Annotated in this window: 12 protein-coding genes; 7 read left to right on the top strand and 5 right to left on the bottom strand. The window is 71.0% G+C overall.

What is annotated here, in order from left to right; all coding sequences use genetic code 11:
• The first annotated feature begins 256 nt into the window (after window positions 1–256).
• Complete coding sequence (locus tag ABZ854_RS14410; RefSeq protein WP_277752733.1) at window positions 257–1,291, top strand: LacI family DNA-binding transcriptional regulator; 1,035 nt, start codon at window positions 257–259, stop codon at window positions 1,289–1,291.
• Between the two features lie 98 nt (window positions 1,292–1,389).
• Window positions 1,390–2,268, top strand: a complete 879-nt coding sequence (locus ABZ854_RS14405; RefSeq protein WP_361209423.1) for a phosphatase PAP2 family protein — start codon at window positions 1,390–1,392, stop codon at window positions 2,266–2,268.
• On the opposite strand, the gene ABZ854_RS14400 is transcribed toward ABZ854_RS14405, so the two are convergent.
• Window positions 2,256–5,327 carry a bifunctional [glutamine synthetase] adenylyltransferase/[glutamine synthetase]-adenylyl-L-tyrosine phosphorylase gene (locus ABZ854_RS14400; RefSeq protein ID WP_361209420.1) on the bottom strand — a complete coding sequence of 1,024 codons (3,072 nt, stop codon included), beginning with the start codon at window positions 5,325–5,327 and terminating at the stop codon, window positions 2,256–2,258. The two genes, ABZ854_RS14405 and ABZ854_RS14400, sit on opposite strands and share 13 nt — an antisense overlap.
• A 323-nt stretch (window positions 5,328–5,650) precedes the next feature.
• On the opposite strand from ABZ854_RS14400, the gene ABZ854_RS14395 reads away from it, so the two are divergent.
• Window positions 5,651–5,839 (top strand): hypothetical protein, encoded by a 189-nt coding sequence (locus ABZ854_RS14395; RefSeq protein WP_361209417.1) that lies wholly within the window; start codon window positions 5,651–5,653, stop codon window positions 5,837–5,839.
• 17 nt (window positions 5,840–5,856) lie between these two features.
• Window positions 5,857–6,564 carry a DUF2637 domain-containing protein gene (locus ABZ854_RS14390; protein WP_361209414.1) on the top strand — a complete coding sequence of 236 codons (708 nt, stop codon included), beginning with the start codon at window positions 5,857–5,859 and terminating at the stop codon, window positions 6,562–6,564.
• A 46-nt stretch (window positions 6,565–6,610) separates the two neighbouring features.
• On the opposite strand, the gene ABZ854_RS14385 is transcribed toward ABZ854_RS14390, so the two are convergent.
• Window positions 6,611–7,972, bottom strand: a complete 1,362-nt coding sequence (locus tag ABZ854_RS14385) for a glutamine synthetase family protein (RefSeq protein WP_361209411.1) — start codon at window positions 7,970–7,972, stop codon at window positions 6,611–6,613.
• 283 nt (window positions 7,973–8,255) lie between these two features.
• On the opposite strand from ABZ854_RS14385, the gene ABZ854_RS14380 reads away from it, so the two are divergent.
• Window positions 8,256–9,440 (top strand): globin domain-containing protein, encoded by a 1,185-nt coding sequence (locus ABZ854_RS14380; RefSeq protein WP_361209408.1) that lies wholly within the window; start codon window positions 8,256–8,258, stop codon window positions 9,438–9,440.
• A 76-nt stretch (window positions 9,441–9,516) separates the two neighbouring features.
• On the opposite strand, the gene ABZ854_RS14375 is transcribed toward ABZ854_RS14380, so the two are convergent.
• From ABZ854_RS14375 to ABZ854_RS14365, 3 genes are all read right to left on the bottom strand, one after another.
• Complete coding sequence (locus ABZ854_RS14375) at window positions 9,517–11,457, bottom strand: S53 family peptidase (protein ID WP_361209405.1); 1,941 nt, start codon at window positions 11,455–11,457, stop codon at window positions 9,517–9,519.
• Between the two features lie 283 nt (window positions 11,458–11,740).
• Entirely contained in the window at window positions 11,741–12,373 is a 633-nt protein-coding gene (locus tag ABZ854_RS14370; RefSeq protein WP_361209402.1) for a DUF305 domain-containing protein, read from the bottom strand.
• Entirely contained in the window at window positions 12,370–13,062 is a 693-nt protein-coding gene (locus tag ABZ854_RS14365) for a DUF3105 domain-containing protein (RefSeq protein ID WP_361209399.1), read from the bottom strand. The genes ABZ854_RS14370 and ABZ854_RS14365 overlap by 4 nt, the downstream gene beginning before the upstream one ends.
• Window positions 13,063–13,233: 171 nt before the next feature.
• Between ABZ854_RS14365 and ABZ854_RS14360 the strand changes: the two genes are divergently transcribed.
• Both ABZ854_RS14360 and ABZ854_RS14355 read left to right on the top strand, forming a co-directional pair.
• On the top strand, window positions 13,234–13,668 hold the full coding sequence (locus tag ABZ854_RS14360) for an Rrf2 family transcriptional regulator (protein WP_361209396.1): 435 nt from the start codon (window positions 13,234–13,236) through the stop codon (window positions 13,666–13,668).
• Window positions 13,669–13,798: 130 nt separating this feature from the next.
• Window positions 13,799–14,917 carry a hypothetical protein gene (locus ABZ854_RS14355; protein ID WP_361209393.1) on the top strand — a complete coding sequence of 373 codons (1,119 nt, stop codon included), beginning with the start codon at window positions 13,799–13,801 and terminating at the stop codon, window positions 14,915–14,917.
• The last annotated feature ends 144 nt before the right edge of the window (window positions 14,918–15,061 follow it).

Raw genomic sequence — 15,061 nt, 5'->3', positions numbered from 1 at the left:
GCGAAAGACCTTGCAGCAAAAAAGTGCAAGAGGCCACGATGGTTACCCCGCCGTGACCTGACCTCGGCCCGCCCGAGACCGCCTATTGAAGCCGCTGAGGGGGTTGGGCGACACTTGTGCAAGACTCTGCAAGCTCTTGCCGTCACAAACTCGAGGGAGCGCGATGACGCAGCAATCCACGGCGGGCCGATCGTCCGCCCGTGCCCGGCGTCCCGCTGGTGTGCAAGGTGAGGGACGGCCGGTACAGTCCGGTGCCGTGACCACACGGCTTGCGGACATCGCTGCGCAGGCGGGGGTGAGCGAAGCGACCGTCAGCCGGGTGCTCAACGGCAAGCCGGGGGTCGCCGCCACCACCCGCCAGTCCGTGCTCGCCGCGCTCGACGTCCTCGGCTACGAGCGTCCGGTCCGGCTCCGGCAGCGCAGCGAGGGGCTCGTCGGCCTGATCACCCCGGAGCTGGAGAACCCGATATTCCCGGCCCTGGCCCAGGTCATCGGCCAGGCACTGACCCGCCAGGGGTACACCCCGGTGCTCGCCACCCAGACCCCGGGCGGGTCCACGGAGGACGAGCTGACCGAGATGCTCGTCGACCGCGGGGTGGCCGGGATCATCTACGTCTCCGGGCTGCACGCGGACACCACCGCCGACATGGCCCGCTACGAGCGGCTGCGCGCCCAGGGCGTGCCCTTCGTCCTGGTGGACGGCTTCTCCCCGCAGGTGCAGGCGCCGTTCATCTCCCCCGACGACCGGGCCGCGATGACGCTGGCCGTGACGCACCTGTCGTCGCTGGGCCACACCCGGATCGGGCTGGCGCTGGGGCCGAAGCGGTTCGTGCCGGTGCAGCGCAAGATCGAGGGCTTCGTCCGCACCATGCAGGACCAGCTGGGGCTGACGGCCCAGGTGGTCGAGACGGAGCTGATCCAGCACTCGCTGTACACCCTGGAGGGCGGTCAGGCCGCCGCGACCGCGCTGATCGAGCGCCGGTGCACGGCGGTGGTGTGCGCGAGCGACATGATGGCCCTCGGCGCGATAAGGGCGGCCCGGCAGCTGGGTCTGGAGGTGCCGCGGGACGTGTCCGTCGTGGGTTTCGACGACTCCCCGCTGATCGCCTTCACCGACCCGCCGCTGACCACGATCCGCAAGCCGGTCCCGGCGATGGGGCAGGCGGCGGTGCGCACGCTGCTGGAGGAGATCGGCGGGACGCCCGCGCCGCACAGCGAGTTCGTGTTCATGCCGGAGCTGGTCGTGCGCGGTTCGACCGCCTCGGCGCCGGGGGACCGCGTGCGCGGGTGAATTCGGGACATCCCGGCACGCACACCGTCGGATGTGCGATATCCGCCGATGCTTGGGATGATCGGTCGAAGAGGTCTTTTCTGGCAGACTGAGTGCCCATGAGTGACTCGACCGTGACAGAGCCGGAAGGTCGCGAGAAGGTGACCGTTCCGCGGGCCGTCACGGGCGAGGACAGGCCGCGGTTCCTGAGCGGGCTGCGGCGGCCGCGGCGGCCCCGGCTGTGGGTCGAGATCCTTCTGGTCGGGGCGAGTTACTGGACGTACTCCCTGATCCGCAACGCGGTCCCCGAGCAGCGGGCGCAGGCGCTGCGCGACGCCGACTGGGTGTGGCGGCTTGAGCACACCCTGGGCATCGCCGTCGAGGAGGCCGTCAACCACGCCGCGAACTCGGTGACTTGGCTGATCATCGGGATGAACTACTACTACGCCACCCTGCACTTCGTCATGACGCTGGGTGTGCTGGTGTGGCTCTACCGGTGGCATCCCGGGCGTTACGCGGCGGCCCGGCTGGTGCTGTTCGCGACCACCGGTGTCGCCCTCGCCGGTTACTATCTGTTCCCGCTCGCTCCGCCCCGGCTGATGAGCGGCGGGCACTTCGTCGACACGGTCCTGGTGCACCACACCTGGGGGTCGATGGCCTCCGGTGATCTGAAGAACATGTCCAACCAGTACGCGGCGATGCCCTCGATGCACATCGGCTGGTCGCTGTGGTGCGGGCTGACCATCTTCGCCCTGGCCTCGGTGCCGTGGGTGCGGGTGCTGGGGCTGCTGTACCCGGCGCTGACCCTGCTGGTCATCGTGGCCACCGCCAACCACTTCTGGCTGGACGCCGTCGGCGGTGTGCTCTGCCTGGCCTTCGGCTTCGCGGTGGCCCGCCTCTGGTACGGCAGCCTGCCGTACTCCCTGCCGGGGGCCGCGCCGGCTCCGCATCGGGCTCCGACACCGGCGGACCGGTCCCGGGAGCGTCAGTCCTCGTAGAACAGCTCCTCCACGACCGTGCGCGCCCGGCGGGCCGTACGGCGGTAGGCGTCGAGCATGTCGCCGGCGTGACCGGAGCCGTAGCCCAGGTAGCGGCCGACGGCCGCCAGCTCACGGGGCTCGGTCGGGAAGGTGTCCCCGGCCCGGCCGCGGACCAGCATGACCGCGTTGCGCACCCGGGTGGCCAGCACCCAGGCCTCGTCCAGCGTCGCCGCGTCCTCGGCCGACAGCAGCCCGGCCTCCCGGGCGGCGGCCAGGGCGTCCCGGGTGCGCGTGGTGCGCAGGGCCGGCTCCCGCCAGGCGTGCCTGAGCTGCAGCAGCTGCACCGTCCACTCGACGTCGGAGAGCCCGCCGGGGCCGAGCTTGGTGTGCAGCTTGGGGTCTGCGCCGCGCGGCAGCCGTTCGGACTCCATGCGGGCCTTCAGACGGCGGATCTCGCGGACCGCGTCCTCGTCCAGGCCCTGGGCGGGGTAGCGCAGCGGGTCGATCAGCTCCGTGAAGCGCCGGCCGAGGTCCGCGTCCCCGGCCACCGGCTCGGCCCGCAGCAGCGCCTGCGACTCCCAGACCAGGGACCAGCGGCGGTAGTACGCCTCGTACGACTTCAGGGTGCGCACCAGCGGCCCCGACTTGCCCTCCGGGCGCAGGTCGGCGTCGATCAGCAGGGGCGGGTCCGAGCTGGGGCGCTGGAGCAGGCGGCGCATCTCGGCGACCACCTTGTTGGCGGCGGCCGCCGCCTGCTGTTCGTCCACGCCGTCCTCGGGTTCGTGCACGAACAGGACGTCGGCGTCGGAGCCGTAGCCCAGCTCGTGGCCGCCGAAGCGGCCCATGCCGATGATCGCGAACCGGGTGGGCAGGGTGTCGCCCCAGCCCTCGCGGACCACCGCGCGCAGGGTGCCGGCGAGGGTGACCGCGGTGAGGTCGGAGACCGCCGCGCCCACCCGGTCCACCAGGGCGCCCTCGTCCGCCTCGGCGGGGCTGGTCTCGGTGCCGTAGGAGCCGACGATGTCGGCGGCGGCCGTGCGGAACAGTTCCCTGCGGCGGACGCCTCGGGCCGCGGTGACGCCCTGCTCGGCGTTCTCGGCGCGGCCCACCGCGGCCATGATCTCCTGTTCGAGGTGGGCTCGGTCCCGGGGGCCCAGGCCGCCGGTACCGGTACCGGTGCCGGTGCGGGTCGTGGGGGTGGTGCGGGGCGCGGGGGTGGTTCGGGTTCCCGTTTCAGGGCGGGTTCCGGTTTCGCCGAGGAGAGCCACTGCCTCGGGTGCGCGCATCAGGAGGTCGGGGGCCAGGCGGCCCGCCGACAGGACCCGGGCCAGGTTCTCCGCCGCCGCGCCCTCGTCGCGCAGCAGGCGCAGGTACCAGGGGGTCTTGCCGAGCGCGTCGGAGACCTTGCGGAAGTTCAGCAGGCCGGCATCGGGGTCCGCCGAGTCGGCGAACCAGCCGAGGAGCACCGGGAGGAGGGTGCGCTGGATGGCCGCCTTTCGGGTGACGCCGGACGCCAGCGCCTCCAGGTGGCGAAGGGCGGCGGCGGGGTCGGCGTAGCCGAGGGCCACCAGGCGTTCCCGGGCCGCCTCCGGGCTCAGCCGGACCTCGCCGGGGGCGAGTTGGGCGACCGCGTCCAGGAGGGGACGGTAGAACAGCTTCTCGTGCAGGCGGCGTACGACGCCGGTGTGCCGTTTCCACTCGCGGCGCAGCCCGTCCACCGGGTCGGTGCGCAGGCCCAGGGAGCGGCCGAGGCGGCGCAGGTCCTCGTCGGCCTCGGGGACCAGGTGGGTACGGCGCAGGCGGTACAGCTGGATACGGTGCTCCAGGGAGCGCAGGAACCGGTACGCCTCGTCGAGGCGGGCGGCGTCCTCTCGGCCGACGTAGCCGCCCGCCGCGAGGGCCTGGAGGGCGTCGAGGGTGGTGCCACTGCGGAGGGCCGGGTCGGTGCGGCCGTGCACCAACTGGAGGAGCTGGACCGCGAATTCGACGTCCCTGAGTCCGCCCGGGCCCAGTTTGAGCTCGCGTTCCACCTCGGCCGCGGGGATGTTCTCCACCACTCTGCGGCGCATCTTCTGGACGTCCACCACGAAGTTGTCGCGTTCCGCGGCCTGCCAGACCAGGGGTTGCAGTGCGTCGATGTACGCCTGACCGAGGTCCTGGTCGCCGGCCACCGGGCGGGCCTTGAGCAGGGCCTGGAACTCCCAGGTCTTCGCCCAGCGTTGGTAGTAGGCGAGGTGGCTGCTGAGGGTGCGGACGAGGGGGCCGTTGCGGCCCTCGGGGCGGAGGTTGGCGTCCACGGGCCAGATGCTGCCCTCGACGGTCGTCTCCGAGCAGATGCGCATCATGTGCGAGGCGAGGGCGGTGGCGGCGCGGAGGGCCTGGGGTTCGGGCGTGTGCTCTGTCGCTTCGGCTACGAAGATCACGTCCACGTCTGAGACGTAGTTCAGTTCGTGGCCGCCGCATTTGCCCATCGCGATGACCGCGAGGCGGCAGCCTTTCGCGTCTTCGGGGGACTCGGTCTTGGCTATGGCCAGAGCTGTGCGGAGGGTGGCTGTTGCCAGGTCCGCCAGTTCCGCGGCCGTGTCCGCGACGTTCGTGGTGCCGCAGACGTCTCTTGCCGCGATGGAGAGGAGGCAGCGGCGGTAGGCGATGCGGAGGGTGACGGGGTCCGTGGCCTCTCGCAGGCCGTGTTCGAACTCCTGGAGGCCGGGGTGGAGGTCCTGGGGCTCGTAGGTGACGAGGGCCTGCCAGTCGGCGGGGTGGCGGGTCAGGTGGTCGGCGAGGGCGGCGGAGGCGCCCAGGACGCCCAGGAGGCGGTCTCTGAGGGGTTTGGCCGCTATCAGGGTGTCGAGGAGTTCGTGGCGGTCCAGGGGCGTGGGCTGGGCCTCCAGGAGGCGCACGAGGCTGTGCAGGGCCAGGTCGGGGTCGGCCGTGGCACCGAGGGCCTCCAGGAGGACCGGGTCGTTGCGGACCGGGTCGAGCTCCGGGCTGTCCAGTTGGCGTTCGGCCGTGGAGGGGTCCGTGAAGCCGTGGCGCAGGAGGCGGGTGAAGGTGCTGCTTCTGCGGCCCGGCGTCATCCGTGGCCTCCCCTCGGATCAAGGTGGTCCTGGCCAGAGCCTAGCGGTCGTGCCGCGCTGCGGCCTCGTCTCCTCCGCCGGGGGGCGGACAGGTGCCGCGTGCGGCTGTTTGTCCGCAAAGCATTTTACGGACAAGCAATTCACTTCGACTACCGGATTGCGTAAGAAATGCTTCGCATGTTGATTTCCTGAGAAATGCATCACCCATTTGCGGCGCATCCGGAGGATGCGCAGCGCGTTATCGGAATATGACGAAAGCAAGGCTTCTCGGCGTCGGCCGTCCAGGGGCGGTGGAGGCTCTGCCCCCGTCTCCGCCCCAGGCCATGGGTCGCTACACATTCACCCCCGCGGTGGCGCACTCGGCGGCCCACGCCAGCGACATGCTGCACAGCGACGACGGCTGGGTGGAACTGCGGGCCACAGGGTCGCTGCTCAGCGAATTCCTGACAGTGCTGAACGCGACCCAGGCAGAATTCGGACGGCGATGGAACAACCAGTACCCGGCCACGTGACAGGCTTGGAAGGGTTCGTGAACGACGAATACGCGGATCTCTACTCGGCCGTTCCGGTCGAGGAGCACTGGGACCCGGTCGAGGAACTCACCAGCCTGCTGCAGGACGCGGCGGCCACGGCTCGGCAGGCGCCCGGCGTGCCGCCGCCCCGGACCGAGCCGGAGCCTCTGGCCGGGTACGGGGGCGATCCGATGGAGAACCTGGCGAGGATCACCAGCGAACTGCCCCCGATCCGCCGCCCGTCGGCGGGGCACCGCAAAGTGCGCGTCCGCCGGCTGCGGCTGACGTGGGTGCAGACCATCAGCTTCGTGATCGCCGCGCTCGCCGCGGTCATCATGGCGATGGTGAGCGTTTTCGGCGGCATGGTCGCCTACGCCCCCTTGACGCACATCGAGTCCGGAACCCCGGGCGGTGCGTCGCGCTGGTGGCCGCTGCTGATCTACGGTCCCTGGATGGTGGCCTCCCTGTCCATCCTGCGGACCGCTCTGCACCGGCGCCGGGCCCTGCACTCCTGGTGCGTCGTCCTGCTGTTCTCGTCGCTGGCGATGACGCTGTGCGCGGTGCAGGCCCACAAGACCTTCACCGGCCTGGCCTCGGCCGCCCTGCCGGCGCTCGCCTGCCTGACCTGCTTCCAGCAGATCGTGCGGCAGATCACCCTGACCCGGCCACCGCGCCGGCGCATCTCCCGGCACCGCCACGGTCCCGAGGCGCAGTCGCGCAGGTGAGGCGGGTGCGGGGCTCCGCGGCAGGAGCCCCGCAAGAACCTGCCGGCTACAGCACCGGGAGGTTCTTGCGGAGTTCGAAGGCCGTTACCTCTGAGCGGTACTCCTCCCATTCCTGCTTTTTGTTGCGGAGGAAGAAGTCGAAAACGTGTTCGCCCAGGGTTTCGGCGGCCAGGTCGCTGCTTTCCATGAGGGTGAGGGCCTCGCCGAGGTTCTGCGGGAGGGGTTCGATGCCCATGGCGCGGCGTTCGGCGTTGGAGAGGGCCCAGACGTCGTCCTCGGCGCCCGGCGGGAGCTCGTAGCCCTCCTCGATGCCCCTGAGGCCCGCGGCGAGGAGGAGGGCGTAGGCCAGGTAGGGGTTGGCGCCGGTGTCGAGGGAGCGGACCTCGATGCGGGCCGAGCCGGTCTTGCCGGGCTTGTACATGGGGACCCGCACCAGGGCGCTGCGGTTGTTGTGGCCCCAGCAGATGTAGGAGGGGGCCTCGCCGCCGGCGCCCGCGGTGCGCTCGGAGCCGCCCCAGATGCGCTTGTAGGAGTTGACCCACTGGTTGGTGACGGCGGAGATCTCGGCGGCGTGGCGCAGCAGGCCGGCGATGAAGGAGCGGCCGACCTTGGAGAGCTGGTACTCGGAGCCGGACTCGTAGAACGCGTTCCGGTCACCCTCGAAGAGGGAGAGGTGGGAGTGCATGCCGGAGCCGGGGTACTCCGAGAACGGCTTGGGCATGAAGGTGGCCTGGAGGCCCTGTTCGAGCGCGACCTGCTTCATGACCAGGCGGAACGTCATGATGTTGTCGGCCGTGGAGAGGGCGTCGGCGTAGCGCAGGTCGATCTCCTGCTGGCCGGGGGCGCCCTCGTGGTGGGAGAACTCCACCGAGATACCCATCGACTCCAGCATGGTGATCGCCTGGCGGCGGAAGTCCATGCCGATGGCCTGCGGGGTGTGGTCGAAGTAGCCCGAGTTGTCGGCCGGGGTGGGGCGGGTGCCGTCGAGGGGCTTCTCCTTGAGGAGGAAGAACTCGATCTCGGGGTGGGTGTAGAAGGTGAAGCCCAGGTCGGAGGTGCGGGCCAGGGCGCGCTTGAGGACGTAGCGCGGGTCGGCGAAGGAGGGGGAGCCGTCCGGCATGAGGATGTCGCAGAACATGCGGGCGGTGCCGGGGGCCTCGGCGCGCCAGGGCAGGATCTGGAAGGTGGAGGGGTCCGGCTTGGCGATCATGTCCGACTCGTAGACCCGGGCGAAGCCCTCGATGGCGGAGCCGTCGAATCCGATGCCCTCGTCGAAGGCCTGTTCCAGTTCGGCGGGGGCCACGGCCACGGACTTCAGGAAGCCCAGCACGTCCGTGAACCACAGGCGTACGAACCGGATGTCGCGCTCCTCCAACGTCCGGAGCACGAACTCCTGCTGCTTGTCCATCTTCCGCTTCCCCATCCTTGCTGGTCAGGCCGCCTTTGCTCCGGTGTCGCGGGAGGCGGTCGGGCGCACAGGAGCATCACACCACATCAGCGTTTCATACGCGTTGCGGACCTTGATCGTCCGGTGGGCGTGCCCTGGAGTCCATCTTGCCTTCGGAGGGGCCCGGATGTAATGGCCGGTTCCCTCTCCGCGTGATCGACACCACGTCTCCATAATTTGCATTTCAGATGCAAGTTTTCCTAGCGTTCGATCAGTTGAGCGATCGACCCCTTGAGGAGTCCCGATGCTGTCCGAGCAGTCCGCAGCCACCGTCCGCGCCACGCTTCCCGCCATGGGCGCGGCCATCGGCGAGATCACCGAGCGCTTCTACGCCCGGCTGTTCGACGCCCACCCCGATCTGCTGCGGAACCTGTTCAACCGGGGCAACCAGGCCTCCGGCGCCCAGAAGCAGGCCCTCGCCGGCTCCATCGCCGCGTTCGCCACCCATCTGGTCGACCACACCGACCAGCGGCCCGACCAGATGCTGCAGCGCATCGCCCACAAGCACGCCTCGCTGGGCGTCGTCCCGGAGCAGTACCCGGTCGTGCACGAGCACCTGTTCGCCGCCATCGCCGAGGTGCTGGGTGACGCCGTCACCGCCGAGGCCGCCGCCGCCTGGACGGAGGTCTACTGGCTGATGGCCAACGCCCTCGTCGCCATCGAGAAGCGGCTCTACGAGGAGAGCGGCGGCCAGGGGTGGCGGCAGTGGGAGGTCGTGGAGCGGGTCGAGGAGACCGCCGACGTCGTCAGCTTCCGGGTGCGGCCGGTGGACGGAGGTGCTGTGCGGGACTTCCGGGCCGGGCAGTACGTGTCCGTCCGGGTCGAGCTCGCCGACGGGGCCCGGCAGATACGGCAGTACAGCCTGTCGGGGGCGCCGGGTGACTCGCTTCGGCAGTTCAGCGTCAAGCGGGTGCGGGAGGACGCCAACCCCGACGGGGAGGTCTCGAACCGTCTGCACGCGTGCGTGCGTGTGGGTGACGTGCTGGAGCTGTCCGAGGCCTACGGCGACCTCGTGCTCGGCGACGTCCGGGGCCGGCCGCTGCTGCTCGCCTCCGCCGGTATCGGTGTGACCCCGATGGTGGCCATGCTGGCCGCCCTCGCGGCGGACGGGTACGAGGCGCCGGTGACCGTCGTCCACGGTGACCGCTCCCCCGCCGACCACGCCCTGCGCACCGACCACGAGCTGTACGCGGACAAGCTCGCGGACGCCTCGGTTCACTTCTTCTACGAGCGGGACGCCGAGCCCGGCGCCCGTACCGGCCTGGTCGACCTGGCGGACGTCGACGTGGCGGAGGGCACGCGCGCGTACCTGTGCGGGCCGCTGCCCTTCATGCGGGCCGTGCGCGCCCAGCTGATCGGCAAGGGCGTGGCCCCGGCCGACATCCACTACGAGGTGTTCGGTCCCGACCTGTGGCTCGCCGAGGGGTGAGGAAGCAACTCGCCCAGGGGCAAGGGGAGGGGGCGTGAGGTGCAGGCACCTCACGCCCCCCTTGCCACTCAGTGGATCAGTGGCGGTACGACTTCACGTAGCCGCCTGCGGGCGAGCCCACGCCGGTCACGTCGTCGTAGCCCTTCACCGCGGACAGCGAGCTGTCCTTGCCCAGGCTGCGGACCGAGGTCAGCAGGCCGTCGGCGGCGTCGAGGCCGTTGGCGAAGTCCACGCGGGCGTTCGCCAGACCGTGGCCGGTCGGGTTGTCCGTGACGTCGTGGAAGACGCCCTTCTTGCCGAACTTCGAGTAGATCGCCGGGTTGGCGAAACCGATCGCCTTGCCGCCGCCGGCCTCCTGGGCGAGCGCCTGGATGGCGGCGATGGTCGGCGCGGCCAGCGAGGTGCCGCCGATGCGGTACTCGCTGTACTGCTGCGACCCGTCCGGGAAGGTCTGGGTCTGCCCGACGAGGAACCCGGTGGTCGGGTCGGCGATGGCCGCGATGTCCGGGACGACGCGGTTGCCGGCGGCGTTGTTCGCCGTGGCCAGCGTGTTCGGGACGACGCCCTTCTGGTAGTACGGCTGCGGCACGGTCTTGCTGGTGCCGCCGCCCGCGCCCGAGGTGAAGGCGCCGGGGAAGCCGGTCCAGCTCTTGCCGTCGGCCGCCAGGGTCGCCTTGTCGGTGCCCCAGCCGGTCTCCCACAGGTACTTGTCGTGCTTGCCGACCGCCAGCGAGGTACCGCCGACCGCCGTCACCCACGCCGAGTTGGCCGGGGTGTCGACCTGCTTCGTCCCCGTGTTGGCGACCTCGTCACCGTTGTCACCGGAGGAGAAGTAGAAGCCGATGCCCTGGACCGCGCCCAGCTGGAACACCTGGTCGTAGGCGGCCGCGAGGTCCGGCGTCTGGTTGGCCTCGATGTCGCCCCAGGAGTTGGAGACGATGTCGGCCAGGTGGTTGTCGACGACCTTGCTGAGCGAGTCGAGCAGGTCGTCGTCGTAGCAGGACGCCGCGCCCACGTAGGTGACGTCGGCGGCCGGCGCGACCGCGTGCACGGCCTCGACGTCGAGGGTCTCCTCGCCGTACCAGCCGGCCGCGCCGCACTCCTCGGTGCGCGTGTAGTTCGCCGGCAGCACCTGGTGCAGCTGGCTGGTCTTCCAGGCAGCGTCGCCGTTCTTCTTCGCGTACATGCCCGCGTCGAACGCGATGGTCGGCGAGGCGTAGGCGTCGGTGATGGCGATGCGGACGTGCTTGCCGGTGTACTTGCCGGCGCCGTAGGCGGCGCGCAGCTGCTTGCCGGTGTAGCCCTTGATCGCGTACGGGATCTTCTGACCGTACGCGCTGGGCAGCGTGCTCGCGGTCTTCGAGCCGTAGTACGAGGAGAACGGCCCGGCGTTCTTGAACACGGCGTCCGGCGCCGGGAGCTGGTCGGCGCGGTCCGACTTGTGCGGGGCGTTGTCCAGACCCGTGACGGTCAGGACGGCGCCCTTCAGGGACGCCGGCGCGGACGCGGCGTGCTGGGGAGCACGGTAGGTCTTGGCGCCCTTGGCGTAGTTGTGCAGCTGGGTGCCGAACGCCTTCTCGGCGGCGGCGACGTCACCGGAGACGGCGACGTAGTGGTCGGTGACCGAAGTGACCGTCAGGCCGGCCGACTTCAGCCAGTTCTTGACGGCGGTCACCTGGGCCTTGGTCGCGCCGTAGCGGGCCTGGGCCTTCTTGGCGCTGAGGTACTTGCCGTAGTGCGGCGAGCTGGGGTCGGACACGGCCTTGGCGTAGGCGGCGAGTCCGGCGGCGTCCCGGCCGGCGAGGTAGACCCGGGCGTGGACCTGGGCGTTGTTCGCGGTGGAACCCTTGTCCGCCTTGGGCGTGGCCCACGCGGGCTTGGTTCCCGCCAGTGCGTTACGGGCCGGCTGGTCCGCGGCGTGGGCCGCGGGTATGCCGAGCGCCAGGGCGCCGGCGATCATCGGCAGTGTCGCTGCCATGCTCACGCCGGCGCGCATGGTGGCGCGGTTGGATCTCATAGAACCCCCTGCGATGCGGTTCGCATGCATGTAGTGGTCGGTACTCCGTGGATCCGCGCACCGGCCCGCGGCGGTTTGAGCCCGCGAATGGATCACACGATCGGGGTCACTCTCTCGATGAACCGTTCATGCCAGGGGAACGGAAAGGTCAAGAGAAACCCAAGGAACCGTCACTTCAGGGGAGTTGAGGTCGATTTGAGCCTTTCCTCCGCGCGTCGGTGGTAAGGGGGTGGCGCAAAACGGCCTGTGACGGAACGGGCGATACGGGATAGCGAAGGGGGCATTACGGGAGCGGTTGGGCTCCACGCTTCTTGAGCATTCCGGCCATCACGTCCAGCTCCGACCGCTGTCCGGCGACCATCCCCTGTGCGAGCCGCTTCTCCACGCCGACGGTGCACTTGTCGACGCACCCCTGGGCCATGTGGATGCCGCCCTTGTGATGGGCGGTCATCAGCTGGAGGTAGAGGATCTCCGCCTGCTTGCCGCTCAGGGTCTGCAGCTTCCTCATCTGGGTGTTCGTGGCCATCCCCGGCATCAGCGCGCCGTCCTTGCCGGAGGCCATGTCCCCCATGCCCATCCAGGTCATCGGCGGATCCGCGGACACCTTGGGCAGCCCCCACAGGTCCAGCCAGCCCAGCAGCATGCCGCGCTGGTTGGCCTGCGTCTGCGCGATGTCGTACGCGAGCCGCCGGACCTCGACGTCCTTCGTGCGGTCGCGCACGATGTACGACATCTCGACGGCCTGCTGGTGGTGGACGGCCATGTCCCGGGCGAACCCGGCGTCCGCCGAGCCGACGGCCGGCGTGCTCGCGGCCGCGGAGCCGTCGTCCTCGGCGACCGCGTAGGTGATCGCGCCGGCCGCGACGAGCACCGCCGCGGCCGTGGAGGCGATCCAGCCGACGTGCCGCCGCCTCACTTCATCTCCCCGCCGGTGCACGAGGCACCCGGCTCGGGCGTCTGCGGGCCCTGCACATAGGCGGCGAAGAACTTGTTCACCTCGGGGTCGCTCGCGCTCTTCACGGTCACCTGGTGTCCCCACGCCGACAGCATCAGCGGGGCGGCCTGGTTCGCGTACGGGCTCATCAGCGAGTACGGCGTCTTCTTCACCTTGGCCGCGAGCGCGTCGACGTCGGACTTCTTCGCCTTGCCGGTGTACGTGACCCAGACCGCGCCGTGCTCCAGCGCGTGCACCGCGTTCTCTTCGTGCACCGGCTGGGTGTAGACGTCGCCGTTGCAGTTCAGCCACACCGGGTTGTGGTTGCCGCCGACCGGCGGGTGCATCGGGTACGACACCTTCGTCGTGACGTGGGTGCGGCCCAGCTTGCCGGACCAGGTGCGCACGCCGTCCTTGCCGGTGACGAAGTGACCCGAGTCCCCGGCGCTGCCGCCGCCCTTGGCGTCGTCACCGCTCGCCACGGAGTCCTTGCCGCTGTCCGACTGCCCCTTCAGGAGCACGACACCGCCGACGACGAGACCGGCGACGACCACCACGCTCGCGGCGACGACGAGGATCCGGTTGCGGCGCTCGCGGGCACGCTCGGCCCGCCGCATCTCCTCTATGCGCGCCTTGCGCGCGACGGTGCTGCTGTTCTTCGCGGAACCCATCAGGTGTCCTCTTCGGGGAAACGGACGGCACGGGAAAGGTGAGGCGTGCTGATCGTAGTGGGGAAGCCCGCGCTTCCGTGGACCGGCGGGCAAAGGGTGCGGCAAAGTACCGGGTGAGGCATCAGCTCCAGATAAGTTGAATGCAGGATGCGTATTACCTACGCTCGCGGTATGCGGCTCCTGCGCTCCACCGACCTCGCCCTGCGCGTCCTGATGCGGCTCGCGGTCGTGACCGGGTCCAGCCCCACGACCCGCCAGGTCGCCGAGGGCATGGACGTGCCGTACACGCACACCGCGAAGGTCGTCGCCGAACTCCAGCACCTGGGCCTGGTGGACGCCCGCCGGGGCCGCGGCGGCGGCCTCAGCCTCACCGAGCAGGGGCGTACGGCGTCGGTGGGACGGCTGGTGCGCAGCTTCGAGGGCGACGGCGACGTCGTCGACTGCGAGGGCGCCACGCCCTGCCCACTCAACCCCGGCTGCCGGCTGCGCGGCGCGCTCCGCCAGGCCCAGGAGGCGTTCTTCGCGGCACTGGATCCGCTGACCGTGCAGGACATCATCGTGGGGCCGACCGGACCGCTGCTGCTGGAGATCTCCCGCCGGGCCTGAGAAGGAGTGCGCCTTCGGCCCCTCACCCCGCCGGCCGGCCTCTGCTACTCTGCGCACTCGTTCGAATACCGGAAGCGGTGTCACGCATTCCGGCGTGGCGGTCGTCCGGCCCGACCGACGGACGGAGTGCATGGACCTCTTACCAGTGCCCGACGCGGACGGTTTCCGCTCCACCGACGAGCTGGCGGACCTCCTGCGGACCCTGCGCGCCTGGGCCGGGAACCCGTCGTACGCCGAACTCGTACGGCGGATCAGCGCCCTCCGCGCGGCCCGCGGGGTCCCGCCGGCGGAGTGCACGCCGGGGCGGGTCACCGTCTACGACTGCTTCCGCACTGGGCGGCGCCGCATCGACATGGACCTGGTGCTGGACATCGTGACCGCGCTGGGCGCTCCCGCTCCGGAACTTGGACGGTGGCGCCGGGCGGTGCGGGGACTGCTGTGCCGACCGGACGGCTCGGCCGGGACGGAGACGTCCGGGAAGGCCCTTACGGTGGTGGCCGCGTACCGGCGGCTGGCCGCCGCCGACCAGCGGCTGTTCCGGCTGCTCGCGCTGCATCCCGGCGATGTGATCGACGCGGGCGCCGCGGCGGCGCTCGGCGGGCTGCCGGTGCCGTGGGCGGCGGCCTCGCTGCGGCGGCTGGGCCACGAGCGTCTGCTTCTGCCGGTCGCCGGGGGCGGGGACCGGGGCCGGGACCGGTACCGGCTCGACTCCGCCGAGCGCGCGTTCGCCCTCCGTCTGACCGTCGCGGAGGACCCGCACGACGTCCGGCACCAGGCCCTGGACCGGCTGGTCGAGCACTACGGCGGTACGGCGACGGCAGCGGCGGCCGGCGCGCCGGACGCCTCCCCCACGACACCGTTCTGGGACGGGGCGTTCGAGGCACGACTCGCTCAACTCCGTCTGGCGGGCGGGGACATGGTCCGCGCGGCCGCGCACGCCCGCACGGCGCTGGCCATCGCCATCGGTACCGAGGACCGCTCCACCCAGGCCCTCGCGCTGACGACCCTCGGTGCGGCGGCGGCCCGTACGGGCGACCACGTGTCGGCCGAGCGGTACTACGGCGAGGCGCTCACCGTGGCGGAGGCACTGGGTGATCCACGTCAACTGGCGTGCGTGCACCAGCGGTTCGCGGAGGCTCTGGAGGCCATGAACCGGCCCGAGCACGCGGCCCTCCACCGGGCGCGGGCGGCGGGTGGCCACTGTTCGGGTTCGTTCGGGATGCTCGCCGGGGTGCGGCCCGGGGCGTGAGGCTGGGCCCGTCGGCCGACACGGCCGACACTCCGGGAGCGCTGGACGTCGACCGCGGCAGCGCAGGGGGACCGGACCGGACCGGGCCGGCGACGGGGGAACCGCCGACGACCGCCGCACCGCCCGCCGTGCACGCCCGCGCCT

The organism is Streptomyces sp. NPDC047028 (assembly GCF_040644095.1).
Lineage (GTDB): Bacteria > Actinomycetota > Actinomycetes > Streptomycetales > Streptomycetaceae > Streptomyces.
Note: the sequence above shows the minus strand (reverse complement) of the source record. Positions and strands in the feature narration are given on the sequence as shown.

Bases quoted from the DNA above. Each gene is read 5' to 3' on its own strand.
- ABZ854_RS14375 (WP_361209405.1), bottom strand. From the start codon at position 11,457: ATGAGATCCAACCGCGCCACCATGCGCGCCGGCGTGAGCATGGCAGCG.
- ABZ854_RS14365 (WP_361209399.1), bottom strand. From the start codon at position 13,062: ATGGGTTCCGCGAAGAACAGCAGCACCGTCGCGCGCAAGGCGCGCATA.
- ABZ854_RS14355 (WP_361209393.1), top strand. From the start codon at position 13,799: ATGGACCTCTTACCAGTGCCCGACGCGGACGGTTTCCGCTCCACCGAC.
- ABZ854_RS14380 (WP_361209408.1), top strand. From the start codon at position 8,256: ATGCTGTCCGAGCAGTCCGCAGCCACCGTCCGCGCCACGCTTCCCGCC.
- ABZ854_RS14400 (WP_361209420.1), bottom strand. From the start codon at position 5,327: ATGACGCCGGGCCGCAGAAGCAGCACCTTCACCCGCCTCCTGCGCCAC.
- ABZ854_RS14385 (WP_361209411.1), bottom strand. From the start codon at position 7,972: ATGGACAAGCAGCAGGAGTTCGTGCTCCGGACGTTGGAGGAGCGCGAC.
- ABZ854_RS14395 (WP_361209417.1), top strand. From the start codon at position 5,651: ATGGGTCGCTACACATTCACCCCCGCGGTGGCGCACTCGGCGGCCCAC.
- ABZ854_RS14405 (WP_361209423.1), top strand. From the start codon at position 1,390: ATGAGTGACTCGACCGTGACAGAGCCGGAAGGTCGCGAGAAGGTGACC.
- ABZ854_RS14360 (WP_361209396.1), top strand. From the start codon at position 13,234: ATGCGGCTCCTGCGCTCCACCGACCTCGCCCTGCGCGTCCTGATGCGG.